The following is a 22,457-nucleotide window of genomic DNA, read 5'->3' as shown; positions in this document are numbered from 1 at the left end:
TGCCCGTGTGGAGTGCAGAGGACTTTGAGCGCTTGGGATCTGCGGCCACGCTCGATGCGGAACTAAGAGGCTGCCGAGGATGGGCAGCGAGGGCACAGGGAATTGAGAAATTCGGAAGATATTCGGGATGCCGTGCGGAAGGCGTATTCCGTCGCGGCTGAGAATCCGCTGGGGAAGCATGCGTTTCCGGTGGGCCGCGCGTTCGCGGAAAGCGTGGGTTACCCGCAGGAGTTACTGGCGGGACTGCCAGGGGTTGTGGTCGAGGCGTTTACCGGGGTTTCCAATGTTTCCGTGCGCGCCGAGATACCGGAGGGCGCGGCGGTTCTGGATGTGGGATGCGGGGCGGGGTTGGACGCTCTGGTGGCCGCCCGGCGCGCGGGACCAACGGGAAGAGTAATCGGTGTGGATTTCAGCCGTTCGATGCTGAGCCTGGCGCGGCGGGCCGCGGAGGAAGCCGGGCTCTCCCGGGTTCTGTTCTGCGAGGCGGCGGCGGAGAACCTGCCGCTCCGGGACGCTTCCATCGACGTGGCGCTGGTCAACGGCATCTTCAACTTGAATCCGGCGCGAGAGGCCATCTTCCGTGAACTGGCGCGCGTGCTGCGTCCCGGCGGGGCCCTCTATGCTGCGGAACTGGTCCTCTCCGAGCCTTTGCCCGCCGAAGTGTGCGCCAGCGAAAGCAACTGGTTTGCCTGAATCGCCGGAGCCAAGGAAGGCGGCGCTTTCCTCGCGGAATTTCTGGCGGCGAACTTCGCGCAGGCGAGGATTCTTCGCCAGATGCGCAATGCACGGACCAAACATCCGCTGGTGCTGGCCGCGGAAGTGCTGGCGGTGCGCTAAAGCGCCGACGCGGGATTCAGGGAGGCGTGGCGCAGCCAGGCTCCCCTGGGGGTGGACCGCGCTTACTGCGCGGCGGGCTTCTGCGGCGCGGCTTCGGGCTCTAGGGCCGATTTGACCGCAGCAGGAATCTTGTCCGCGTTGGCCAGCAGCAAGCTGACCTGCCACAACTGAATATCGGTCAGGTGGCTCTTGAATCCTGGCATGCCCGTCATACGGATGCCGTTGCGGGCCTTGATGTAGGTCTCAAAGGCCGGATCGTCCGTCACGCCCATGCCGCGAAACAACTGCGGCGGCGACGGATACATCCCTTCAGCGATAGCCGTTTTCGGCTGTCCGGGCAAGCCGTGGCAGACCGCGCAGTTCTGCTTGTAAACCTGCGCACCCGCCAGATAGTTCTTTTCATCGGCGGGCACGGCCGGCTCCTGCGGCTTCTGTTTTTCGATGTAGGCGTGCAGCGCAATGTTCGCCAGCTTCTTTTCGAAGGGCATCGGCGGGTCGGTCACGGCCACGGGCGCGCGCCCGGTAGCGAAGTAAAATCCCACTCCCGCTGCGACCAGCAGAACTCCCAGCACAATACCCACCAGGGTTTTGAACATGTCTCCGTATCCTCGCCGCTTCCTGGATAGGCCCGCCGGCCTTCCACGCTGTCTGTCAATTCCAGGACGATAGTGTACGGTTTTCGATTACATCTTGCACGAGCAAAAAGCCGGGAGCGGAGACCACGCCCGTGCTGGCTCGCAGCGTGTTGCGGTGGACCGGCGCGAACCAGCCCCCGTGGCTGATAGGCAACGGTGCCCGTGAGGAAAGTTGTCTGCGCTGCGAAGGGGGCTTACGCTTATCTGGCAGCGCAGAAAGCAATCATTCCGCCGGTCCGGGGGGATCGCAAGCGGCGCGAGGGCTGCAGCAGCATACCCGCGAGCCGGTTCGGAGAGGGGCCTCATCGTCATGTCGGATCCATTCCGTCCATACGAAAAATTAGTTGAAATTACCATCCTGGGAAAAAAGTTTCAGGTTCCCGAACGCAACTCCGTCCTGCGCTGCTTCCAGTACATCAGCCCGGAGACGATTCCTTACGGGCGGTTCTGCTGGAATCAGGATTGCCAGTTCTGCCGGGTTACCTGCCAGCTCCCGGACGAGGATGAGCCGCGCGAAATGCTGAGCTGCAAATTCATCGTCATGCCCGGAATGGAGATCACCGAGCTGAGCCAGGAGCTGAAGTGGTGCTTGCGCGCGAAGCTCCCCGCGGATGAGCCGGTTTCCCGCTGAGCCTGCGCGTTTGGCCGGAACTTTCGTCTGATTTCGGCGCCCGCCCCCAGCGCGCGCCTTTTTGTTGGTCTGCTACCTCCCGGGTTCCGCGACGAAATTCCCGTGGCTGTGTGGATTCCCCGTCCGCGTTGCGTCTGCCGCGGCCTTCCATTACGATGGAGTTCCTGCATGAATTCTCTGAAAACATTGCTTTGCGACGGTTGCGGCCAGCCGGCCTCCCCGGAACATCTGGCGGCGCGATTGTGGCGGCTGGAATGGGCCACGCGCTTCCGCCCGGTGCATATCGGGGTGCTTTTTCTCGGCGCGGCTTCGCCGGCGGCGGCGGGTGACTATCTGTATGCAGGCGCGGGGGACAATGCGCAGGAGGCGACGGCGGGCGCGCTGAACGGCGAGGGGCGTCATCTTCTTTCGGCCACCGGTTTGCTGGCCATGGCTCAGGGCCAGGCCAGCGGCCGCGCCGCGGCCCTCACGGAATTCCAGCATCGCGGCTATTTCCTGGCACATGTACTCGAATGCCCCAGCGGAGTAAGCGACGAAGCGGGCAGGGCCGCGATGGAGAACCAGTTGCCCCTGGTGCTGGCCCGGATACGGCGTTCGTTGCGCCCCAAGCGGATTGCCGTGATCGCGCAGAGCCTGGATGCCCTGCTGGCGCGCTTTGCGGCGGGCGAACTGGGCGCGGCATTGCTGTTGGATGACGGCAAAGCCTTCGCGCTGGATGCCGCGGACCCCGCAGCGGCCATCACCCGGCTGCGGGAAGAGTTGGCGGAGAACACCAGTGGGACACGCTAAACGGCCTGGGCTGGACAAGCCTTCGACTGTATGTGGTAGGATAGTCTCGTAGTTAGAAGACGCGAGGAGTTCTCTCATGCAGAATCGAGCGAAGTTCGGCGTCGGCATCGGGATCATCGTCGTATCCCTCGGCTGGCTTGGCTGGCTGGGTGCCCGCGAGAGCAAGACCTACTACCACACCATCGCAGAGTTGCAGACCCTCCAGGGATCGGCGCGCACGCAACGCATGCGCGTCGGCGGTACCGTGGCGCCCGGCTCGATCCGTAAGCTCTCGGGCCGCGTCGATTTTGTCCTGGACGGGGAAGGGAAGGCGATGGCGGTCAGCTATGTCGGCAGCGATCCTTTACCGGACACGTTTGTCGACAATTCCCAGGCGCTCGTTGAAGGAAGGCCCGCTCCCGATGGGCGTTTCGTCGCAGAGCGCGTTCAGGCCAAATGCGCCTCCAAGTATGAGGCGGCGCCGGGCTCCGGCGGGGCTCCCTCCAAGGCGGGCTCGAGCAGTATGTAAGCTGGCGGTCCGGAACTGGACAGGTCGGGGTGACTCGTGGATCTATTCGGCTCATTTGCACTGCTTCTCGCTTTTGTGTGTGCGGGCTACGCCTTTGTGGGTGGCATCGCGGCGATCCTGACGCGCCATCCATTGCTCATCAAGAGCGTGCGCCAGGCAGGCGTGGCCGCTTGCGGGCTGATCTTTGTGGCCACGGGCAGCCTCGTGTATCTGTTCTTTTCCGATAATTTTTCTATCGCCTACGTCGTCGCGCACAGCAATCGCGACCTCTCTACCTTTTACAAGTTCGCCGCGCTGTGGGCCGGCCAGGAAGGCTCGCTGCTCTTCTGGAGCTTCCTCCTGGCAATCTACGTAATCTCCGTGCTGATCGCCTACCGCGGCAAACACCTGGAACTGATGCCTTATGTCAGTGTGATCCTGGCCGGCGTGCAGATCTTCTTCCTGACGATGAATAACTTCGTGGCCAATCCCTTCCGCTTGCTGGGCACGCCGGGACCGAACGGCGTTTGGAACATCATCACGCGCGCCGACGGCAACGGCCTGACACCCCTGCTGCAGTACCCGGAGATGGTCATCCACCCGCCGAACCTGTATTCCGGCTATACCGGCTTCACCATCCCTTTCGCCTTTGCGCTGGCGGCGCTCCTGGCGCGTTATCCGGGTGAAAAATGGATTCACCTGACGCGCAAGTGGACGATGATCGCCTGGTGCTTCCAGACGCTGGGGATTCTGCTCGGCGCGCACTGGGCCTACGCGGTGTTGGGCTGGGGCGGCTACTGGGCCTGGGACCCGGTGGAAAACGCCTCGCTGCTGCCCTGGCTGAGCGGCACGGCCTTCCTGCACTCGGTAATGATGCAGGAGAAGCGCGGCATGATGAAGGTGTGGAACGTGTGGCTGGTCTTCATCACGTTCCTGCTCTGCATTCTGGGCACGTTCCTGACGCGCAGCGGAGTGGTCAGCTCGGTGCACGCCTTCGCGCAATCCAGCATCGGCACCTGGTTCGTCAGTTTTCTGGCGGTGGTGCTGCTGGTCTGTCTGGCGGCCTATCTCTGGAACCGCGACTACCTGAAGAGCGAGAATCAGCTCGATTCCATCGTCTCCCGGGAATCCAGCTTCCTCTTCAACAACCTGATCCTCCTGGTGGCCTGCATCGCCGTCCTGGCGGGCACGCTCTTCCCGGTGCTCTCGGAATGGGTTCAGGGATCGAAAATCAGTGTGGGTGCGCCGTTCTTTAATAAGGTCAACATTCCTATCGGCCTGCTGCTGCTGTTCCTGACCGGAGTGGGGCCGCTGCTGGCCTGGCGCAAGACCTCGGCGGAGAGCCTGCGGCGCAATTTCGGCCTGCCAACGATCCTCGGGCTGGTGGCGGGGGTGGTGGCTGTGGCGCTGGGGGTTCGCGAGTATTACGCGGTGATCTGCCTGATCCTGTGCGTGTTTGTGACCTGGACCATCGTCCTGGAGTTCTTCCGCGGGGCGCGGGTGCTCCGCGCGCGCACCGGCGCTTCCTGGGTCACCTCGCTGGCCGACTTGACGCTGCGCAATACGCGCCGCTACGGCGGCTACATCGTGCATTTCGGCATGGTGCTGATCTTCGTGGGGCTGGCTGGCGCGGCCTTCAACCGGGATACGCAGAAGGAGATGACCTTCGGCTCGAGCATGCAGATCGGGCCGTATAACCTCCTGCTGCAGAGCATGGATTCCAAGCCGGAGAAGAACTACACCGCGGAACGCATGATCGTGGAAGTCATGAAGGGCAACCGCCCGCTCATGATGCTCTACCCCGAGCGGCGGTTGTTCACGACCAACGAACAGTCGGGCACCATGGTGGCCATTTACTCCACGATTCGCGAGGATCTCTACGTCGTTTACGCCGGGCGCAGCCCGGAGACCAACCTTCCGGTGATCCACGCTTACCTGAACCCGCTGGTGAAGTGGATCTGGTTCGGCGGCGTGATCGTGGTGATCGGAACGATTGTCGCGCTCTTCCCGAACTACCGGCCGGTGCTGGCGCTCTCCGCGGCTGGCGAGCGCGCGGCAGTGCCCGGTCTTTCCGGCGCCGTACCGAATTCCGTGAACTTGACCCGGGGCCATGACTAAACTCCGCATCCCGCTCCTGATTGCGGCGTTGTGCGCGGCGGCGGCCGTGCCGCTGCTTGTTCTTCCCGCTGGGGCGCAGCAGAGCGACCGCGCCAAGCAGGTGGGGGGCAAGTTTTTGTGCATGTGCGGGTGCAGCCAGATCCTGACGCAGTGCAACCACGTGGGCTGCACGGTTTCCGCCTCGATGCTGAAAAAACTGGACCAGCAAATCGCGCGCGGCGATTCCGACGACCTGATCATCCAAACGTTCGTGCAGGAGTTCGGCACCGCCGTTTTTGCGGAGCCGCCGAAGAAGGGTTTCAGCCGCGTGGCCTGGTTTATTCCCGGCGTCACGCTGGGGCTGGGCCTGGCGCTGGTGATCGTGGTCATTCGCCGTTGGCGGCTGCGGCCGGTCGCGGTTCCCGCGGGAGCCGCCGGCGGGAAGGCCGTTGCGCCCGAACTGCTTGAGCGCGCGCGGCAGCGTGCCGACCGGGAAACGGAGGATTAACGCATGGCGCCCCTGGGTTTCGTGCAAGTGACCACAGCATCCCTGGCCGGCGCGGACACCGCCGTACTCCTGGCGTGCCTGGCGCTGGCTACGGCCATGCTGCTTTTTATCTTCTGGGTGAGCTACGAGCCCTCTGATTTCACGCCGCTGCGCTCGCGTCTGGACCAACTGCTCGAGCGTCGCGACGCCATCTACGACAATCTGCGCGACTTGAAATTCGAATACCGCGCCGGAAAATACGCGGAAGGGGACTTCGAAGGCATGAAAACGGCGCTCGAGAATGAAGCCGCGCTGGTGCTCGCGGAGATTGATGAAGAGACGGCGCAGGACCTGACGCGCAGCCCTGGATCGCGGCCGCGCCGCGCGCCCGCCGGGCGGGGTGCGCAGTGAAGCTCCGCGGCTTTCTGGTCTGCAGCGCGGCCATTTTTTGTTTTCTGTGCGCGGGTGCGGCGCGGGCCGCCACGCTGCGTGGCACGGTGAAGAACGCCACCACCGGCGCCCCGGGCGCCGGCGTGGAAGTTCTGCTGCTGCAGTTGCAGGGCGGCATGGAAGAGGTTGCGCACACCAAGAGCGACGCGCAGGGAGCGTTTACCTTCGACCATCCGTCGGTCGGCGTGCAGCCCATGCTGGTCCGCGCCGTCTATCGCGGCGTGTACTTTCACCAGGCCGTGCCCCCGGGCCGCAATGTCGTCGAGGTCGAAGTCTTCGAACCCACCCGCGACGCCAAGACGCTCAGCTACCCCACGCGCGTGGTGATCTTCCAGCCCAACGGGGCCTCCCTGCTGGTCGGTGAAGAGTACACCGTGCAGAACAATTCCAAGCCGCCACAAGCCTACTTCCGCGCCGACGGCAGCTTCGAGGTGCAGCTCCCGGAAAAGGCCGAGCTGCAGCAGATCTCCGCGTGGGGCCCTTCGGCCATGCCCGTGGTGCAGGCCACCATCGACCGCGGCAAGAATAAGTACGCCATCGCCTATGCCTTCCGCCCCGGCGAGAACGGGGTGCGGCTCTCTTATCAGCTGCCGTATGCGGACAATCGCGCCACCGTGCGGCTGCCCGCCGTATATCCAGGGGACCGCCTGTTGCTGGTCGCGCCGCCGGGGGTGGAGGTGCGCGCCGAAGGATTGCAGGCCGCGGGTAGCGAACAGGGAATGAACGTGTACACGGGCGACACCTTGGCGCCGGGCAAGGCGATGGAAATCGCGGTATCCGGCGTAAGTTCGGCGCCGCCTGCCCCCGCGGGTGGCGGCCAGGAGTCTGGCATGCCCGGTGCAGCGCCGGACGGCAACGTGCCCGTGCAGATGATCCCCGGGAGACTGGACGTGCTGAAATGGCCGTTGGTCGCCGGCTTCGCGGCACTCTTCGGGCTGGGCGCAATTTTCCTGGTGCGCAAACCGGTGCCCGCGGGAATGCCCGTGGAGTTCGCGGAGGGAGAGCCCGCGCGCGGTAAAAAACGCGCCAAGGAAGCACGCCTCGCGCAGGCGGTTCCTGCCGAAGCCCCTGCAGCCACGAGCGTGGCCGAGGTGCACTCCAGCGTGGCGACCAATCTCGAAGCGCTGAAGGACAGCCTGTTCCGCCTGGAATTGCGCCGCCAGGCCGGCACGATCTCCGAGGAAGAGTACGCTCGGGAACGCGCGCGAACCGAAAAAATCCTGCGCGACATTGTCCGCGGGTGAGACGTGGAGAAGAGCCGCCTCCGCCCAATTCGCAAACTGCACATCGAGGAAGCCGCGTGACTGCCGCCGTCTCCCCTCTCGGGCTGCGTTGCAGCAATCTGGAAAAACGCTTTGGTAATTTCGTGGCCCTGCGCCGGCTGAACCTGGAAGTCTTTCCCGGCGAAGCCGTGGCCCTCGCCGGACATAACGGCTCGGGGAAGACCACGTTGCTGCGCCTGGCCGCCGGTCTCACGCGTCCCACCGCCGGCGCATTGCACATCGGCCAGGGAGAACACACCGCCGCGGAGAGCCGTGCGCACATCGGTTTCGTGGCCCACCAGACGATGCTCTATGACGAGCTCTCGGCCGAAGAAAATCTTTTTCTTTTCGCGAACCTGCAGGGAATCCCCGGAGCCGCGGAACGCGTCAGCGCGCTGCTCGCCGAAGTGGGCCTGGCCGAACGCCGCACCTCGCTGGTGCGCACCTTTTCCCGCGGCATGCGCCAGCGCCTGACCATCGCGCGCGCCCTGCTGCACCGGCCCTCGCTGCTTCTCTTTGACGAGCCCGGGACGGGTCTCGACGCTCCTGGCGTCATCTGGCTCGCGGCCACGCTGGCCCGGTTGCGCGACACCGGCTGCACCATTGTGATGAGCCTGCACGGCCAGGCCGAGTTGGCCGCCGTAGCCACGCGTGCCATCCGCCTGCAGGCCGGCGCGGTGGCCGCGGATTCGGCATCGGGCGAGCCGATCGAGGCGGTACTGCGCGTGACGGAGTCCTGAGGGCCATGGCGCTGCTGCATACAACGGGCATTCTGCTGGGCAAAGAACTGCGCACTGAGCTGCGCTCGCGCGAGCTCATTACCACCACCGTTGTCTTCATCCTGCTGGTCGTGGTCCTGTTCAGTTTTACCTTCGATCCCACGTCCTCTGAATCGCGGCGCTTCGGCCCGGGACTGCTGTGGATAGCGTTTCTCTTCGCGGCTTCGCTCATGCTCCAGCCGTGTTTCCTGCGCGAACAGATGAACGACACGCTGAGCGCTCTGCGCATGTCCGCCCCCGATCCGTTCGCCATCTTTCTCGCCAAGCTGGCGGCGAATACGATCTTCCTGCTGCTGACGGAGCTGCTCATGCTCCCCATCTTCTCGGTGCTCTATAACGTGCCGATCCTCAAAGTCTTTCCCTCGCTGCTGTTGGTGCTTTTTGCGGGCAGCGCGGGCATTTGCGTAACCGGCACGGCGGTGGCCGCCATTTCCGCGCAGGCGCGCATGCGCGAACTGCTGCTTCCGCTGCTGCTGCTGCCGCTCCTCACGCCCGTGCTCATCGCCAGCACGGAAGCCACCGCGGCATTGCTGGCCGAAGCGCCGGCGCTGCGCCTGGACTGGGTGGGATTTCTCGCGGCGTTTGACATCGTCTTTTTGACGGCGTTGTGGCTTTTCGGGGAATATCTGCTGGAGGAGTGATTCGATGCCGGAAAATACGCAAGGCGAAAGGAGCGACAGACCATGAAGAAAGCATTCGCGGCGTTCCTGGTAGTAGTACTGCTCGGCATTGCGGCCTACGCTTCGCTGTTCGTCGCGCCCACGGAGCGCACCATGGGCGATATCCAGCGCATCTTCTATCTGCACATGCCCAGCGCGGTCGTGGCCTTCTGCGCCTTTCTCATCACTTTCGTGGCCAATCTGCTCTATGTCTTCCGGCGCCAGGAACGCTGGGATTGGTTGGGCGTTTCCGCGGCGGAAGTGGGCCTGGCGTTTATCTCCGTGGTGCTGATCACCGGTCCGATCTGGGCGCACCCGGTGTGGGGCATCTGGTGGACTTGGGACGCGCGGCTCACCTCCACGTTCGTCCTCTGGCTGCTGTACGTCTCCTACCTGCTGCTGCGCACCCTGGTGGAGGACCCGCATCGCCGCGCGCTGCTGAGCGCGGTTTACGGCATTTTCGCTTTTCTTGACGTGCCCCTGGTGCACATGTCCATCCGCTGGTGGCGGACGCAGCACCCGCAGCCGGTGTTGATGGGCGGACCGGGGACGGGCTTGGCGCCGGAGATGAAGCGGGTCCTGCTGATCTCCTTCATCGCCCTGGTTAGCCTGATGATCTTTCTGGTGCGGGAACGGTATGAACTGGAAGCCCTGCGCGCGCAAGTGGACGTGCTACGGCGGGAAGGGGAGGCAGCGTGAAAAATCTCGACAGTGTGTTCGCGGCGTATCTGATCGGCTGGGCCATCTTCTTCGGCTATTACCTGACGGTGGGGCGGCGCGTGTCGGCGCTGCGCGAGGACCTGGAGCGGTTAAAGAGTTCGCTGAAAAGTGGGAGATAGCGTGGCGGGGAAGAAACGCGTGGGGATTGTCCTGTTTCAGCTCGGCGGGCCGGATTCGCTGGAGTCCGTTCAGCCGTTTCTGCTGAATCTTTTCCTCGATCCGGACATCATCCCGCTCGGCCCGCTGAATTTCCTGCGCGGGCCGCTGGCCCGGCTCATCGCCTCGCGGCGCTCCAAGCCGGTGGCCGGGCGCTACGCACAGATCGGCGGGCGCTCGCCGATCCGCGAGCTCACCGAGCGCCAGCGCGACGCTCTGGTCGCGGCCCTTGCTCCGCACATGGATCCCGTCGCGGTGATCGCCATGCGCTACTGGCATCCGCTCACGGAAGAGGCGGTGGAGACGCTGCGCCAGGCCGGTCCGCTCGATCAGATCGTGCTCCTCCCGCTCTATCCGCATTATTCCTACGCCACCACGTTGAGCAGCCTGAAGGAGTGGCATCGCGTGACCCGCTTGGCGCAGGGCGGCCCGCCTGAGAAGATCGTCGCGCAGTTCTACAACCACCCGCTGTACATCAAGGCGCTGGTGGAGCGCATCGGCTCCGTGTTGCGGCAATTCCCGGAAAGCGGCCGGGTGCAACTGCTCTTCAGCGCTCATGGCCTGCCCATGAGCCTGGTGGAGAATGGCGATCCGTACCCGCACCAGGTGCAGGAGACGGTGCGCCTGGTGTGCGAGGGCGGCGCGGCGCAATACCCCGGCTGGCCGAAAGCGCACCTGCTCTGCTATCAGAGCAAGGTCGGCCCGGCGAAATGGCTGCAGCCCTCGCTCCTGGAAACGATTGACCGGATGGGGCACGAAGGCGTGCGCGAGATGCTCGTCGTTCCGATTTCCTTTGTAACCGAGCACATCGAGACGCTGCACGAGATCAATATCGAAGCGCGCGCCGAAGCGAAAAAGGCGGGGATCGACACCTTCCGCATGATGCCCGCTGTCGGCGATTCGCCGCACTTTATCGCCGCGCTGGCCGACCTGGTCTTGCACGCCAGCGGGATGCGCTGAGGCGCTGTACTTGCACGCAGGAACCTGGTACGAGAGGGAGAGAATGTTTCGGATGAACGTTCGTCTTTGCACCGCGCTGGCCTGCGTGACGACGCTCCTATGGATGCTGGCCGGCTGCCAAAAGAAAGAAGCAGCACAACAGAACACCCCGGGAGCGGCCGCCGCACAGCCGGCTGCAGCGCCTGTGGATCCGGCCACGGCCGGTTCCATCCGCGGCAGCGTGCGTCTCGACGGCCCCATTCCGCAGCCCCGCTCTTTGAATATGACCACGGATCCGGCCTGTACCGCCGCGCATCCGGCGGGCTTCGCCAGCCAGGAAGTGGTCGCGGACCGGAGTGGCAACCTGGCCAACGTGGTCGTATATGTGAAGGAAGGTCTGGGCAACCGCGCTTTCGCGGCGCCGAAGACGCCCGTGGAGATCATCCAGGAGGGCTGTCTGTACAGCCCGCACGTTGTCGCGCTCATGACCGGCCAGGCCCTGCTGGTCCGCAACGCCGACAAGACCCTGCATAACGTGCACTCCGCCGCGAAAAACAACCGCGAGTGGAACCGCTCCCAGGCTCCTGGTGCACCGGACATTGAAGAAGTTTTTGCACGCGAAGAGCTGGCCATCGCCATGAAGTGCAATGTCCACCCGTGGATGAAGAGCTACGTCGCCGTCTTTGCGCATCCCTACTTCGCTGTGAGCGGCGCCGACGGCAGCTTTGAAATCAAGAATCTGCCGGCGGGCACCTATACCGTCGAGGCCTGGCACGAAAAGTACGGCGCCCTGCGCCAGACGGTGACCCTGGGCGCGAAAGAAGCCAAAAGCCTCTCCTTTACCTTCCAGTCCGCCGCGGGAGGGAACTGAGCCCCCGGCCGGGAATTGCTGCCAGGGGCTGGCATTCCCCGTCCCTTGGGCTATAATGACCCGCCGTGGCAAACCACATGTTGCCCCGATACCATGCCGGCTTGCATCGCTACGCGATCTTCGTGGCCGTGTGCACCTTTCTGCTGCTGATCGCCGGGGCCCTGGTGACCTCCAACGACGCCGCGCTTTCCGTTCCGGATTGGCCGCTCTCCTACGGCACGCTCACGCCGCCCATGGTCGGGGGCATCGTCTACGAGCACAGCCACCGCGTGATCGCCGCCGTGGTCGGCTTGTTCACCATCATTCTCGCGGTCTGGACGTGGAGGACCGAGGAGCGCCGCTGGCTGCGCTGGCTGAGCCTGGCCGCGCTCGGCGCGGTCATCGCCCAGGGCATTCTTGGCGGCTTGACGGTCAAGCTCAACCTGCACTACGGCATGCCCGTGGCGCATGCCTGCCTGGCGCAAATCTTTTTCGGCACCGTTGTGGGCATCGCCCTGTTCACCAGCCGGTGGTGGATTTCCACTCAGGGGCAACTCACGGACAGCGGATCACCCTCGGTGCACAGGCTGGCACTGTTCAATGCCGGCGTCATCTTTGTGCAGGTGATTTTCGGCGCGGGCTTCCGCCACCGGGACATTCTTATCTGGCCGCACATCGTGGGGGCCTTCGCGGTGATGGCGACAGTGACCTGGACCGCGATTGTGCTGCGCCGGCGCTTCGGCGCTTCACGGGAGATTTCCCGTGTGCGCCTGCTGCTGCACTCGATCTTCGGCGTGCAGTTTATCCTGGGACTGGCGGCGTGGTGGTCGCGGCTGACCACCGCGGATGCCCCGCAGCCCATGCTGCGCATGATCGTTCTCACGGTTACGCATACCGTCGCCGGGGCGCTGATGTTTGCCTGCGCGGTCGTGGTGGTCCTGCTCTGCTACCGGCTCGTGCCGCGGGGCGGGGAAGCGCTCGAGGCACGCCGGACCGAGGCCGCCTTTTCATGAGCACTGTTAGCAGCACCGAACTGACGCTGGGCTCGCGCGCCAGCGCCTACCTGGCCCTGACCAAGCCTGACGTCTCTTTCCTCGTGGTGATGACCACGGCGGCGGGCTACTACATGGGAGTTCGCGGCCGGGTGGACTGGCTGCACCTGGTGCACGCCGTCTTCGGCACCACGCTCATCGCCGCCGGCACCGCCGCGCTCAATCACTACATCGAGCGCGACTCCGACGCGCAGATGCGCCGCACCGCTTCCCGCCCGCTGCCCAGCGGTGTGCTGGAGCCCGCCGAAGCCCTGGTCTTCGGCGTTTCCCTGGCTGTGGTTGGCGCTGCGGACCTGTGGATCACCGCCGGGCTCCTCGGCTGCGCCCTGGGCGTTATCACCTGTCTCAGCTACCTGCTGGCCTACACCCCGCTCAAAAAGCGCACCGTTTGGGCCACCTTCATCGGCGCCATTCCCGGCGCCATCCCCCCGATGATCGGCTGGGCCGCGGCCACCGGACATCTCGAGCGCGGCGCCTGGTTGCTCTTCGCCATTCTCTTTCTCTGGCAGTTCCCGCACTTCCATGCCATCGCCTGGATCTACCGCGAGGACTACGCGCGCGCCGGGATCCTCATGCTGCCGGTGGTGGACCGCGATGGCACACGCACCTTTCGCCAGATTCTTCTGGCGGCTTCGGCGCTGGTCGCTGTCAGCCTGTTGCCTGCGGTGATCGGATTGGCCGGGTTGCGCTATTTCTCGGGCGCGCTGGTTCTCAGCGCGGCGCTGGTGCAGGTTTGCCTGTGGGCCTCCGCGGTGCGCTCCAACCAGCGCGCCAAGTGGCTCATGCACGCCACGGTGCTGCATATCCCCGTGCTGCTCGGGCTGATGCTCTACGACAAGCTGCCCCGGTAAGCCCGCTCCGCGCAGAACGCGCAGCGCATCCCAAGGAAACGGAGAGCACCCCCCCCCAGCCCATGTTCTCGCACGCGGCCTTCAACGCCACTCTCAACGGCACCAGCGCCGTACTGCTTGTCACCGGCTACGGCTGCATCCGCCGGCGCCTGGTCCTGGCGCACAAACTGTGCATGGGCTCGGCCTTTTGCGTCTCCACGGCCTTCTTGGTCTCCTATCTTGTTTACCACGCGCGCGTCGGCAGCGTGCATTTCCAGGGGCAGGGGGCGATTCGCCCGTTTTACTTCGTGCTGCTGATCACGCACACGGTGCTGGCTGCGCTGGTGCCGCCGATGGCGATTCTGACCATGCAGCGCGCCTGGAAGGGGCAGATCGAACGCCATCGCGACATCGCCCGCTGGACGCTGCCCATCTGGCTCTACGTCTCCGTCAGTGGCGTCCTCGTCTACCTCCTCCTCTATCGTTTCTACGCGGCGCACAGCGCTTGAATTGCCGCATAGCGCGCGTGCCGGTTCCGCGCCCTCATTGATGCGGCAGAGAAACGGCGCGTAGACGGCAAGCAGAGGAACCAAGAGTTCGGATAGGGCAGGGCAGGAACGCTCCGGGGAGCGGGGAATCAAGGAGCGGACAATGCCGCGATCACCGCGTCGGTAAACTCATTCGTGCCGGAGGTCCCGCCGACGTCACGGGTGGTATGCTTGGCCTCACGGTAGACTGTTTCGAGCGCTTTTTCGATGCGTCGCGCGGCGGGCGATTCCCCCAAATAGTCGAGCATCAGGATGCTGCTCAGCAGGAGCGCCGTGGGATTGGCCAGGCCCTTGCCCGCGATGTCCGGCGCGGTGCCGTGCACCGCTTCGAACATGGCCGCCTTGTCGCCCCAATTGGCGCTGGGCACCACGCCCAGTCCGCCGACCAGTCCCGCCCCCAGGTCGCTCACCACGTCACCATAGAGGTTGGGCAGGAGCAACATGTCGAACTGCTGGGGATTGAGCACCAGTTGCATGCAGGTGTTGTCCACGATCATCTCGCGGTATTCGATCTCCGGATAGCCCTGGGCGATATTGCGGATCGAGCGCAGGAACAGCCCGTCGGAGAGCTTCATGATGTTGGCTTTGTGAATGGCGTGAATCTTTTTGCGGCCGTGCTTGCGCGCGTAGTCAAAGGCAAATTTCGCGATGCGCGTGGAGGCCCGCTCGGTGATGATCTTCAGGCTCTCGACCACGCCGGGCACGACTTCATGCTCCAGCCCGGAATAGAGATCCTCGGTGTTCTCGCGGACGATGACCAGGTCCACGTTTTCGAAGCGCGATTTCACTCCGGGCAGGTTGCGCACCGGGCGCAGGTTGGCATAGAGGTCCAGGGTTTTGCGCAGCGCCACGTTGATGCTGGGCGCGCCGCCGGCGATGGCCGTGGTCATGGGCCCTTTCAAGGCCACCCCGTTTCGGCGCACGGACTCCAGCGCCGCTTCCTGCAGCAGGGGGCCTTTTTCTTCGTACTGCGCACCGCGCGCTTCAAACTCTTCCCAGTCAATCTTCACGCCCGCGGCTTCCAGAATGCGTCGCGTCGCCGCGGCCACTTCTGGGCCGATGCCTTCACCGGGAATCAAAGTCACTTTATGGCTCATTTATCTATTTTATGCGAATGCCCGGAAGATGTCGAAACCGGTGATACGCCGCGTTTCCGGTAACAACACGAGTTGCGGAAAGGGGCTGCGCAGCAGCAGGCAATTTTGTTATACTTTAAAAGTAAGGAATCTCGCAGGAGCGCCTGCGACCGGAGGAGAGTAAATTCCATGATCAACCTGACGACAGTCGCGGCCGGCAAGGTCAAAGAAATCATGAGCATGCAGAACCCAGCGCCGACGGCCCTGCGTGTCGCGGTCGTGGGCGGTGGCTGCTCAGGCTTCCAGTACCACATGGCTTTCGAAACCCAGACTAATGAGACCGACCACGTGCTGGAATTCGACGGGCTCAAGGTCCTCGTTGACCAGATGAGCTCGATGTACCTCGATGGCGTCGAAATCGACTACATCGAAACGCTCGAGGGTGCGGGGTTCAAGTTCAACAACCCCAACGTGAAGAGCACCTGCGGCTGCGGCAGCTCCTTTAGCGCCTGAAGCGGCGGCGGCCTCGCGGCTTGACCGCTGCGCGCGCCTGTTATTTCCGGACCCGCGGATTTCCCTCCGCGGGTTTTTTTTGCGCTGGCACTCCCGTAACATGCGGCGCGGCCAGGGTTTGCAATCCGGGGTGGGCATCCGTATCCTAAAGGCCAAACATGAAAATCGCCCTCGCTCAATTCAATCCCACGGTCGGGGACTTCGCTGGCAATTCCGCGCGCATCCTGAGCCTGGCGGAGCAGGCCAAACAGCGCGGCGCCGATCTGGCCGTTTTCTCCGAGCTGTGCGTGTGCGGGTATCTCCCCCAGGATCTCCTCGAGCGCCCGGCCTTCATCGAGCGCAACCTGCGCACCCTGGACGCCCTGGCCGCCCAGCTGACCCTCCCGGCAATCGTTGGCTTCGTCGGCCGCGTTGACCAGTCCACGGGAAAAGCCATTGCCAATAAGGCGGCGCTTCTCAGCGGCGGCCACATCGTTTTCGAGCAGAGCAAGATGTTGCTGCCCACCTACGACGTTTTCGACGAGTCGCGCTACTTTCAGCCCGCCGAGCGGCAATCCGTCTTTTCCTTGGGCGGCGCCAATCTCGGCATTACCATCTGCGAGGACGCCTGGAACGACAAGAATTTCTGGGCCAAGCCGCTCTACGCGCGCGACCCCATTGCCGAACTCGTCCGGCAGGGAACCAGCATCATCATCAACATCTCCGCCTCCCCCTACACTATCGACAAACGTGCGCTGCGCCGCGATATGCTCTGCGCGCTGGCCCGGAACCACGGCCGGGCTCTGATTTACGTCAACCAGGTCGGCGGAAACGACACCCTGATCTTCGACGGCGGCAGCATGGCCATTACCTCCGGCGGCAAGATTGCCGCGCAGGCCAGCGCGTTTGAGGAAGACATGGTGCTTTTCGATACCGCCACCGGGCAGGGCGAGATTCACGCGCAGCCCCCGGGCGAGCTCGAATATGCCTATCGCGCCCTGATCACCGGGACCCGCGACTACGTGCGCAAGTGCGGCTTTCGCAAAGTCCTCATCGGCCTCAGCGGGGGTATCGACTCTGCCGTCGTTGCTGCCCTTGCCGTGGAAGCCGTGGGCCGTGAAAACGTTCTCGGCGTCTCCATGCCCAGCCCGTTTTCCTCCGAAGGCAGCCGCACCGACGCCAAAAAGCTCGCCGAAAATCTCGGCATCGAGTTGCTCACCCTGCCCATTACCGAGGTCTTCGAAGCTTACGGCAAGGCCCTGCGCCCGGCCTTCGGCGACCGCCCCATGGATGTCACCGAGGAAAACATCCAGGCGCGCATCCGCGGTAATTTCCTCATGGCCCTCTCCAACAAGTTCGGCTTGCTGGTCCTGAGCACCGGCAACAAGTCCGAACTGGCCGTTGGCTATTGCACGCTGTACGGCGACATGGCCGGCGGCCTCGCCATCATCTCCGACGTGCCGAAGTTGATGGTTTACGAGCTGGCCAATTTCATCAACCGCGAAAGGGAACTGATCCCCCGGACGACCATTGAGAAACCGCCTTCCGCCGAGTTGCGCCCCAATCAGACCGATCTGGACAGCCTCCCGCCCTACGACGTCCTCGACCGCATCCTGAAAGCCTATATAGAGGATGTGCGCGGCCCGGAAGAGATTGCCGCGCACTACGGCTTCGACCTGGCGCTGGTCCGCGACATCGCTCTGCGCGTGGACCGCGCCGAATACAAGCGCAAACAGGCCGCCCCGGGTCTGAAAATCACTTCGCGGGCCTTCGGCTTCGGACGTCCGTTCCCAATTGCCCAGAAATTTATTCCTTAGAGACTGGAGAATTCCACCGTGATTCGTTTCCGCTCGGCATTCCTTGCACTCCTCCTGCTGGTCGCAGGACTTTCCACGCAGGCGCAGCAGGCCGCTCCGGGGAGCATCCCGGCGTCGTCCAGTGGTGCAGACGCCGCTCTCCGGAAGAAGATCGACGACTATCTGCGCCACCTCTATGCCTGGGGTCCCGAGGTCAAGCTCACCGTGGCGCCGCTGAAGGAAACCGGCGTGCCGGGAATGCTGGAGACCACCGCGGACCTCGAACTGGGCGACCAGAAGGAGTCCGCAAAGCTCTTCGTGAGCCGCGACGGAAAATATCTCTTCCGCGGCGAGCTCACGGACATGAGTCGGGACCCCCTCGCCGAGACTCGGGCCAAACTCAAGCTCGACAACGCACCCGCCACCGGCGACCCCCAGGCCGCCATCACCCTGGTCGAATTCGCCGACTTTCAGTGCCCGGTCTGCAAACAGCTTCACGACGTCATGCGAACCGTCCTGCCCAGATATCCTCAGGTCCGGCTGGTCTTCAAGGATTTCCCGCTCTCCAATATCCATCCCTGGGCGCGCTCCGCTGCTATCGCCGCGCGCTGCGCATTCCAGCAGGACCCAAAGGCCTTCTGGATCTTCTATGACCGGATCTACGACGACCAGCAGGTCATCTCCGCGGAGAACGCCTGGAACAAGATGATCGACTATGCAGGGGACGCCGGGCTGAACGCCGATGCCTTCAAGTCCTGTATGGCCAGCCCGGAAGCCGCTCAGGCCGTGGATGCCAGTTTCGAAAATGGACGGGAGATGGACGTGGCCAGCACGCCCACCGTCTTCGTCAATGGGCGCCGCCTGGTGGGAGCCGACGCTGCACAGCTCGAACAATACATCCGGTATGAACTGGAGCACCAAGCGGGGAAGGTAGCGGGCAAGAAGCCTTAAGCAGGGGATGGTTCACGGACCTGGCGCGGCTGTAGATTAAAGTTAGGCAGATTTCTTAGTTAACATAATATATCTTATAGGACATGCTGTCAAGCGCTATCTTTAGCTTTATTGGGGATTTCTGCGTCTACTCTCTTTCTCCTGCCACTTCCCCTGCTGAGCTTTCCTGAGCCGATGGCGCCAGCCTTCTCCGTTGGGCCTTTCCCACCTCTTGTCTGAGGACTAGAGATGATCAATGCGGCTGGCGTGGGGGGAGACGCCAGCCGCGCGTGGTATTCATCTTGTTGTCTGCATGTTGGGAAGCATGACGAGAGAATTCCCGCGTGGCGATTTATCACGCACATATGTGTGACCGCTTCGCGGTCACACATGGAAAGGATCTGCCTGCGGGTCTCTCAGGAGCAGGCCTCTTCCCCGGCCCCGGAGGCTCCCTAGGGTGGCTTGGCTGGGCTATCTTACGGCCTTCGCCGCTACGGCTCCGGCGGCGGCTCCCACGGCAAACCACTTGGCGGCGCGGGCCGTGCGGCGCCAGAATCCGCCTCCGCGGGCCAGCCGCAGGGCGGCATCGCGCTCCCGCGTCAGGGCTGCGGTCTTGGCGCGTTCATCGGCGAGATTGCCGCGGGCCCCGGCCAATTCAACCTGGCACGACTTGCAGTCCTGCACAAAATCGAAAAGCGGCTTGAGGTCCTCCACGGGGAGCTGTGCGGGGCGGTTGCTATCCGCCACGGCGGCACTCGGCGCACGGGATTCGCCCGCTGCCTGCGCCGGGGCACTCGGCTGTTTTTGGGCCGCCGTCCCTTCAGCCGCCAGGGTGATCGGCGCCGGCAGCGGCAGATCGCGCGGCAATTCGCGGACGATCTCCTGCGGCGTCTGCACGGCGCGCTTGCGTAGCGCAATCCGTCCCAGCGCCGCGTCCAGCTCGGCGTCGCGCTGGCGCTGCCGGGCGTCGGCCTCCTGCACCAGCTTGCGCGCCGCGGCGATCTCCTCGGTGAGTCGTGCCCGCTCCCGCCGCCAGGCAATCTCCTCGCGCACAAAGAAAGCGCCCAGCGCGCAGACCGCAAGAACGGCGAGCGCGCGTATCCACAAAGAAGTCATATTCACGATCGCGGCCAGGGAAGCCGCCTGCATTTTTCGCTGTTCAACGCTTCCACTCCGTAGCTCTCACGCGTAGCGGTTCTTCCGCGCCAGGACCGCCGCAGGATACCCGGCATTGGCCCCGCCATTCCAGGCCAGCAAACCGCGCTCGACATCGCCCCCGGCCGCAGCCAGCTTCTTCCGCAGGACCCGGCAACCCACGGCAATTCCCTGCCCGGGCGCGCACAGCTCGGTGAGGCAGGCCTCCGCAAATCCATTTTCCCGCGCCACCTGTCCCATGACCTGCATCAGGCCCCAGGAAAAGCCGCGCGCATAAGCTTCTGTCGCGGAGATTTTGTTGTTGGTATACATAGGCGCCACATATTTGACGAAGAACGCCGGCTCGTAGCGTATGGCCCAGGGGTTCCACGCGGACTCCTGCTCGATCACCGCGCAGACCAGCGCTGGGTCGAGCGCGTGCGCGGCGGCGAACTCACGTGCCAGGGCGACCAGATCTTCCGGAGGAGGAGTCATCATTGTGGCCGCAAAGCGGTCAACGCGTTGCGCTGTGACGCCAGCGGCGCGGCCGGCCGTTTACTTCCAGGAATTGCACCAGCGGCGGCTCTTCCAGGTAAATTCCCTGCTGCTCGGCGATCTGGCGCAGCGCGGAGTAGATGTGCGGAAGGTGATTGGTGGCGACATCGCGCACGAAGGTGCGCGCGATCTCATCGTCGCGCATGCGCCGGTGCAGCCAGCGCAGAAACACCACAGTTTGTACCAATAAGGACGCGGCTGTCAGGAATAGGCTGATCGGAATGTGCGGCATGGGCCCCCTGTGCCGTGGAGCGCGCCAAGCGGGGCGGTCACGCAGCCCCGGCGGTTCCGGAACTTTTCGACTCTTCAACTGTTCGACATTCTTGTTTTAGAAGAACATCCCCGGAACCGCGCCCAGGGTGTGGCCCAGCGAAGAGCCCAGCGCGGAGAAAAATCCGCCGCCGCTGCGCGAGGCATTGGCGCGTACATTCAGCAGATCGGCGGGAATGCCCAGCGAACGGCCCAGCAGGCTGGTGTCCACCCCGAAGAGGCCGGAGAGCCCCTGCAGGGCGTTCATGCGCCGGCGGTAGGCCTCGTTCGAGAAGGTCAGGTCGTTCTGCTGCGCCAGATTGGCCTCGTCCCTCCCGTGCTGCCGCGCCAACTCGTCGGCCAACTCGCCGAAGCCGGCGGAATTGCGCGTGCGCGCCAGGCGATTCTGCGCCGCCTGCTGCAGCGCGTCGAAGGCGCTGGCCAGCGCCCCCTGCGACTGCCCGGTAACCGCGGCCTTGTCCGCCGCGCTCAGCCCGGGATTCTGCAGAATGTCCTGATACTGCGGCAGGAGCAGGTTGCCGATCTGCGAGCGTTCGCCGAGAAACTGCTGGTTCAGCGCGTTGATGCGCGCGCGTTCCTGATCGCTGGCTTGCTGCGTCGCTGCTTGTGCGCCACGTCCCATGGAAGCCTCCGGAGGAAAGTTGAAGAGTCGAAAGTCGAAAGTCGAAAGCTTGAAGAATTGAAGAGCCTGGGGATTCCCCTCTAGCCCGCCGCTTCTGGCCGATTTGACGTTTTTACCATCTCACCTTTTTCATCGGTCAGCCGGCGACAATAGGGCGTCCAGGCGTCGTCGCGCACCCAGCCCAGCCGCGCCAGCCGCCGTCCGAATTTTCCGGCGATCGCCGGCGGCAGCCAGGCATGCACGTCCTCTAGCCCGCGCCGCCAGGCGTCGCCCTCCGTGGCGGCATGCAGCGCCAGCAGGCGCGTCCAGCGTTCCCGCGGCGTCCCCTCGCGCGGATCCAGCAGCAGATAGGCTTCCGCCGTCAGGCGCAGCAGCGCCGCCCCCACGATCCGTCCCTGGGTAGCGCTGGCGTGCCGCTGGCGATTTTCTTCCCCTGGAGCGCCCGGCGATTGGTTCCCGGGCTTTTCCGCCAGCACCAGCCGGGTCACAAACAGCGGATCGCCCAGGTCCGGGAACGGATAGGCAAAGCCTTGCGCCGCATGCAGGGCGCGCAGGGCCTCCAGGTCTTCCGGTTGGTATTCGCGGACGATCACGTGCGCCTGAAAACCGTGCTCACAGCAGCGACGGCCCGCGCAGCCGCCCGCTGCCGAGAATTCCAAAGCCATTTCCGCCGCGCACCACCCCTGGAGGCAACGTACCGCTCCCGGTCGAGGGCAGCGGCGCGGGCCCGGACGCCCCACCCCCGGTTACCGCGACCGGCGGATTCCCGTACGTTACAGATGCGGAAGGGTGTGACCCGATGTACTGGGAATAGCCACGCCAGTACAGCGTCTGATTGCCCAGCTGCACATAGAGGTTCCGCGAAGCGCCCAGGAAGTAGACGCGGGGCGCGGCAAAGGCCGGCGTGGTATCCGATTCGGCGAAGTAGAAAAGCCCCGGCCGCGCACCCGAGGGGTCGCTGATGGCCAGATCGAACCAGCCGTTGGCGGCCTGCACGGTCAGCGCGGCAATCGCCGGCGGCGCGGGTAGCGGCTGCCCGGGATCCAGCCCGGCGCGCTGGCCGGTGGCGTTCACCGCCGCCACGAGCTTGGTGAGCGTCTCGTAAAGATAGGGATCGCGTTCCTTGAGCGGCGCCAGTTGGGCAATCGTCAGCATGAGTACTTAACGTTTCTGCGAAGAAACTCCCCCACCGTTCGGTTCATTGACAAAAACGATTGGTTTTACGAAACTGCGCATGCTGTTGCCGGGGCTTCCCTGAGGCAATCGGCACTCCACAGTAAGTAGGGATGGGCAGATGGGGTCAAGAAAAGATTTCTTGTCCGAGCCACGCGCGGCTCGCCGTAGCCCTTCTGTGGCCGCGCCGACCGCTGCGCC

28 protein-coding genes are annotated in these 22,457 nt (G+C 64.2%); 20 read left to right on the top strand and 8 right to left on the bottom strand.

What is annotated here, in order from left to right:
* The first annotated feature begins 132 nt into the window (after positions 1 to 132).
* Complete coding sequence (locus tag LAN61_09500) at positions 133 to 693, top strand: methyltransferase domain-containing protein (GenBank protein MBZ5540740.1); 561 nt, start codon at positions 133 to 135, stop codon at positions 691 to 693.
* A 206-nt stretch (positions 694 to 899) separates the two neighbouring features.
* Here LAN61_09500 and LAN61_09495 read toward each other — a convergent pair whose 3' ends face one another.
* Entirely contained in the window at positions 900 to 1,433 is a 534-nt protein-coding gene (locus tag LAN61_09495) for a cytochrome c (GenBank protein ID MBZ5540739.1), read from the bottom strand.
* 349 nt (positions 1,434 to 1,782) lie between these two features.
* Here LAN61_09495 and LAN61_09490 point away from each other — a divergent pair, with 349 nt between their 5' ends.
* The 16 genes from LAN61_09490 (at position 1,783) to LAN61_09415 (ending at position 14,169) form a co-directional block, all read left to right on the top strand.
* Positions 1,783 to 2,103 carry a hypothetical protein gene (locus tag LAN61_09490; GenBank protein ID MBZ5540738.1) on the top strand — a complete coding sequence of 107 codons (321 nt, stop codon included), beginning with the start codon at positions 1,783 to 1,785 and terminating at the stop codon, positions 2,101 to 2,103.
* 168 nt (positions 2,104 to 2,271) lie between these two features.
* Positions 2,272 to 2,892, top strand: coding sequence for a hypothetical protein (locus tag LAN61_09485; GenBank protein MBZ5540737.1), 621 nt, complete (start codon positions 2,272 to 2,274; stop codon positions 2,890 to 2,892).
* 76 nt (positions 2,893 to 2,968) lie between these two features.
* Positions 2,969 to 3,400, top strand: a complete 432-nt coding sequence (locus LAN61_09480; protein MBZ5540736.1) for a cytochrome c maturation protein CcmE — start codon at positions 2,969 to 2,971, stop codon at positions 3,398 to 3,400.
* A 36-nt stretch (positions 3,401 to 3,436) separates the two neighbouring features.
* Positions 3,437 to 5,497: a heme lyase CcmF/NrfE family subunit gene (locus tag LAN61_09475; GenBank protein ID MBZ5540735.1), complete on the top strand. Its 2,061-nt coding sequence runs from the start codon at positions 3,437 to 3,439 to the stop codon at positions 5,495 to 5,497.
* Complete coding sequence (locus LAN61_09470; protein ID MBZ5540734.1) at positions 5,490 to 5,984, top strand: cytochrome c-type biogenesis protein CcmH; 495 nt, start codon at positions 5,490 to 5,492, stop codon at positions 5,982 to 5,984. The genes LAN61_09475 and LAN61_09470 overlap by 8 nt, the downstream gene beginning before the upstream one ends.
* A 3-nt stretch (positions 5,985 to 5,987) precedes the next feature.
* Positions 5,988 to 6,374, top strand: a complete 387-nt coding sequence (locus LAN61_09465) for a hypothetical protein (protein ID MBZ5540733.1) — start codon at positions 5,988 to 5,990, stop codon at positions 6,372 to 6,374.
* Entirely contained in the window at positions 6,371 to 7,657 is a 1,287-nt protein-coding gene (locus LAN61_09460; protein MBZ5540732.1) for a carboxypeptidase-like regulatory domain-containing protein, read from the top strand. The genes LAN61_09465 and LAN61_09460 overlap by 4 nt, the downstream gene beginning before the upstream one ends.
* 56 nt (positions 7,658 to 7,713) lie before the next feature.
* Positions 7,714 to 8,415: an ABC transporter ATP-binding protein gene (locus LAN61_09455; GenBank protein MBZ5540731.1), complete on the top strand. Its 702-nt coding sequence runs from the start codon at positions 7,714 to 7,716 to the stop codon at positions 8,413 to 8,415.
* Positions 8,416 to 8,420: 5 nt separating this feature from the next.
* On the top strand, positions 8,421 to 9,095 hold the full coding sequence (locus LAN61_09450) for a heme exporter protein CcmB (GenBank protein ID MBZ5540730.1): 675 nt from the start codon (positions 8,421 to 8,423) through the stop codon (positions 9,093 to 9,095).
* Between the two features lie 42 nt (positions 9,096 to 9,137).
* Entirely contained in the window at positions 9,138 to 9,812 is a 675-nt protein-coding gene (gene ccsA / locus LAN61_09445; protein MBZ5540729.1) for a cytochrome c biogenesis protein CcsA, read from the top strand.
* A complete protein-coding gene (locus tag LAN61_09440; protein MBZ5540728.1) occupies positions 9,809 to 9,952 on the top strand; it encodes a hypothetical protein in 144 nt (47 codons plus the stop codon). The genes ccsA and LAN61_09440 overlap by 4 nt, the downstream gene beginning before the upstream one ends.
* Before the next feature lie 19 nt (positions 9,953 to 9,971).
* Positions 9,972 to 10,949, top strand: a complete 978-nt coding sequence (gene hemH, locus LAN61_09435) for a ferrochelatase (GenBank protein ID MBZ5540727.1) — start codon at positions 9,972 to 9,974, stop codon at positions 10,947 to 10,949.
* A 52-nt stretch (positions 10,950 to 11,001) separates the two neighbouring features.
* Positions 11,002 to 11,799, top strand: a complete 798-nt coding sequence (locus LAN61_09430) for a carboxypeptidase regulatory-like domain-containing protein (GenBank protein MBZ5540726.1) — start codon at positions 11,002 to 11,004, stop codon at positions 11,797 to 11,799.
* Between the two features lie 77 nt (positions 11,800 to 11,876).
* On the top strand, positions 11,877 to 12,791 hold the full coding sequence (locus LAN61_09425) for a COX15/CtaA family protein (protein ID MBZ5540725.1): 915 nt from the start codon (positions 11,877 to 11,879) through the stop codon (positions 12,789 to 12,791).
* Complete coding sequence (gene cyoE, locus LAN61_09420; protein ID MBZ5540724.1) at positions 12,788 to 13,681, top strand: heme o synthase; 894 nt, start codon at positions 12,788 to 12,790, stop codon at positions 13,679 to 13,681. The genes LAN61_09425 and cyoE overlap by 4 nt, the downstream gene beginning before the upstream one ends.
* A gap of 62 nt (positions 13,682 to 13,743) precedes the next feature.
* Positions 13,744 to 14,169: a DUF420 domain-containing protein gene (locus LAN61_09415; GenBank protein MBZ5540723.1), complete on the top strand. Its 426-nt coding sequence runs from the start codon at positions 13,744 to 13,746 to the stop codon at positions 14,167 to 14,169.
* A gap of 128 nt (positions 14,170 to 14,297) precedes the next feature.
* Here LAN61_09415 and LAN61_09410 read toward each other — a convergent pair whose 3' ends face one another.
* Complete coding sequence (locus LAN61_09410) at positions 14,298 to 15,305, bottom strand: isocitrate dehydrogenase (NAD(+)) (protein ID MBZ5540722.1); 1,008 nt, start codon at positions 15,303 to 15,305, stop codon at positions 14,298 to 14,300.
* Between the two features lie 168 nt (positions 15,306 to 15,473).
* On the opposite strand from LAN61_09410, the gene erpA reads away from it, so the two are divergent.
* The 3 genes from erpA (at position 15,474) to LAN61_09395 (ending at position 18,523) form a co-directional block, all read left to right on the top strand.
* The gene (gene erpA, locus LAN61_09405) at positions 15,474 to 15,797 is read left to right on the top strand and encodes an iron-sulfur cluster insertion protein ErpA (protein MBZ5540721.1); all 324 of its coding nucleotides are present in this window, start codon (positions 15,474 to 15,476) and stop codon (positions 15,795 to 15,797) included.
* 158 nt (positions 15,798 to 15,955) lie between these two features.
* Positions 15,956 to 17,593 carry an NAD+ synthase gene (locus LAN61_09400; protein ID MBZ5540720.1) on the top strand — a complete coding sequence of 546 codons (1,638 nt, stop codon included), beginning with the start codon at positions 15,956 to 15,958 and terminating at the stop codon, positions 17,591 to 17,593.
* Positions 17,594 to 17,611: 18 nt separating this feature from the next.
* The gene (locus LAN61_09395) at positions 17,612 to 18,523 is read left to right on the top strand and encodes a thioredoxin domain-containing protein (protein ID MBZ5540719.1); all 912 of its coding nucleotides are present in this window, start codon (positions 17,612 to 17,614) and stop codon (positions 18,521 to 18,523) included.
* A gap of 450 nt (positions 18,524 to 18,973) precedes the next feature.
* Here the strand turns inward: LAN61_09395 and LAN61_09390 are convergent, their stop codons facing one another.
* The 6 genes from LAN61_09390 to LAN61_09365 form a co-directional block, all read right to left on the bottom strand.
* Complete coding sequence (locus tag LAN61_09390) at positions 18,974 to 19,651, bottom strand: hypothetical protein (protein MBZ5540718.1); 678 nt, start codon at positions 19,649 to 19,651, stop codon at positions 18,974 to 18,976.
* Between the two features lie 33 nt (positions 19,652 to 19,684).
* A complete protein-coding gene (locus LAN61_09385) occupies positions 19,685 to 20,134 on the bottom strand; it encodes a lytic transglycosylase domain-containing protein (protein MBZ5540717.1) in 450 nt (149 codons plus the stop codon).
* Positions 20,135 to 20,150: 16 nt separating this feature from the next.
* Positions 20,151 to 20,423 carry a hypothetical protein gene (locus LAN61_09380; GenBank protein MBZ5540716.1) on the bottom strand — a complete coding sequence of 91 codons (273 nt, stop codon included), beginning with the start codon at positions 20,421 to 20,423 and terminating at the stop codon, positions 20,151 to 20,153.
* Positions 20,424 to 20,519: 96 nt separating this feature from the next.
* A complete protein-coding gene (locus tag LAN61_09375) occupies positions 20,520 to 21,083 on the bottom strand; it encodes a hypothetical protein (GenBank protein ID MBZ5540715.1) in 564 nt (187 codons plus the stop codon).
* 80 nt (positions 21,084 to 21,163) lie between these two features.
* Positions 21,164 to 21,742 (bottom strand): hypothetical protein, encoded by a 579-nt coding sequence (locus LAN61_09370; protein ID MBZ5540714.1) that lies wholly within the window; start codon positions 21,740 to 21,742, stop codon positions 21,164 to 21,166.
* Positions 21,696 to 22,238: a hypothetical protein gene (locus tag LAN61_09365; GenBank protein ID MBZ5540713.1), complete on the bottom strand. Its 543-nt coding sequence runs from the start codon at positions 22,236 to 22,238 to the stop codon at positions 21,696 to 21,698. Before LAN61_09365 ends, LAN61_09370 begins: the two co-directional genes overlap by 47 nt.
* Positions 22,239 to 22,457 lie beyond the last annotated feature (219 nt).

This window comes from Terriglobia bacterium, assembly GCA_020072785.1.
Taxonomy (GTDB): Bacteria; Acidobacteriota; Terriglobia; order Acidiferrales; family UBA7541; genus Acidiferrum.
The sequence above is the reverse complement of the archived record's forward strand: the minus strand, read 5'-3'. Positions and strand labels throughout refer to the sequence as shown.

Coding starts and splice junctions, on each gene's coding strand:
- LAN61_09495 (MBZ5540739.1), bottom strand. CDS start 1,433: ATGTTCAAAACCCTGGTGGGTATTGTGCTGGGAGTTCTGCTGGTCGCA.
- LAN61_09490 (MBZ5540738.1), top strand. CDS start 1,783: ATGTCGGATCCATTCCGTCCATACGAAAAATTAGTTGAAATTACCATC.
- LAN61_09485 (MBZ5540737.1), top strand. CDS start 2,272: ATGAATTCTCTGAAAACATTGCTTTGCGACGGTTGCGGCCAGCCGGCC.
- LAN61_09480 (MBZ5540736.1), top strand. CDS start 2,969: ATGCAGAATCGAGCGAAGTTCGGCGTCGGCATCGGGATCATCGTCGTA.
- LAN61_09470 (MBZ5540734.1), top strand. CDS start 5,490: ATGACTAAACTCCGCATCCCGCTCCTGATTGCGGCGTTGTGCGCGGCG.
- LAN61_09465 (MBZ5540733.1), top strand. CDS start 5,988: ATGGCGCCCCTGGGTTTCGTGCAAGTGACCACAGCATCCCTGGCCGGC.
- LAN61_09450 (MBZ5540730.1), top strand. CDS start 8,421: ATGGCGCTGCTGCATACAACGGGCATTCTGCTGGGCAAAGAACTGCGC.
- ccsA (MBZ5540729.1), top strand. CDS start 9,138: ATGAAGAAAGCATTCGCGGCGTTCCTGGTAGTAGTACTGCTCGGCATT.
- LAN61_09430 (MBZ5540726.1), top strand. CDS start 11,002: ATGAACGTTCGTCTTTGCACCGCGCTGGCCTGCGTGACGACGCTCCTA.
- LAN61_09425 (MBZ5540725.1), top strand. CDS start 11,877: ATGTTGCCCCGATACCATGCCGGCTTGCATCGCTACGCGATCTTCGTG.
- cyoE (MBZ5540724.1), top strand. CDS start 12,788: ATGAGCACTGTTAGCAGCACCGAACTGACGCTGGGCTCGCGCGCCAGC.
- LAN61_09415 (MBZ5540723.1), top strand. CDS start 13,744: ATGTTCTCGCACGCGGCCTTCAACGCCACTCTCAACGGCACCAGCGCC.
- LAN61_09410 (MBZ5540722.1), bottom strand. CDS start 15,305: ATGAGCCATAAAGTGACTTTGATTCCCGGTGAAGGCATCGGCCCAGAA.
- erpA (MBZ5540721.1), top strand. CDS start 15,474: ATGATCAACCTGACGACAGTCGCGGCCGGCAAGGTCAAAGAAATCATG.
- LAN61_09400 (MBZ5540720.1), top strand. CDS start 15,956: ATGAAAATCGCCCTCGCTCAATTCAATCCCACGGTCGGGGACTTCGCT.
- LAN61_09390 (MBZ5540718.1), bottom strand. CDS start 19,651: ATGCAGGCGGCTTCCCTGGCCGCGATCGTGAATATGACTTCTTTGTGG.
- LAN61_09385 (MBZ5540717.1), bottom strand. CDS start 20,134: ATGATGACTCCTCCTCCGGAAGATCTGGTCGCCCTGGCACGTGAGTTC.
- LAN61_09380 (MBZ5540716.1), bottom strand. CDS start 20,423: ATGCCGCACATTCCGATCAGCCTATTCCTGACAGCCGCGTCCTTATTG.
- LAN61_09375 (MBZ5540715.1), bottom strand. CDS start 21,083: ATGGGACGTGGCGCACAAGCAGCGACGCAGCAAGCCAGCGATCAGGAA.
- LAN61_09365 (MBZ5540713.1), bottom strand. CDS start 22,238: ATGCTGACGATTGCCCAACTGGCGCCGCTCAAGGAACGCGATCCCTAT.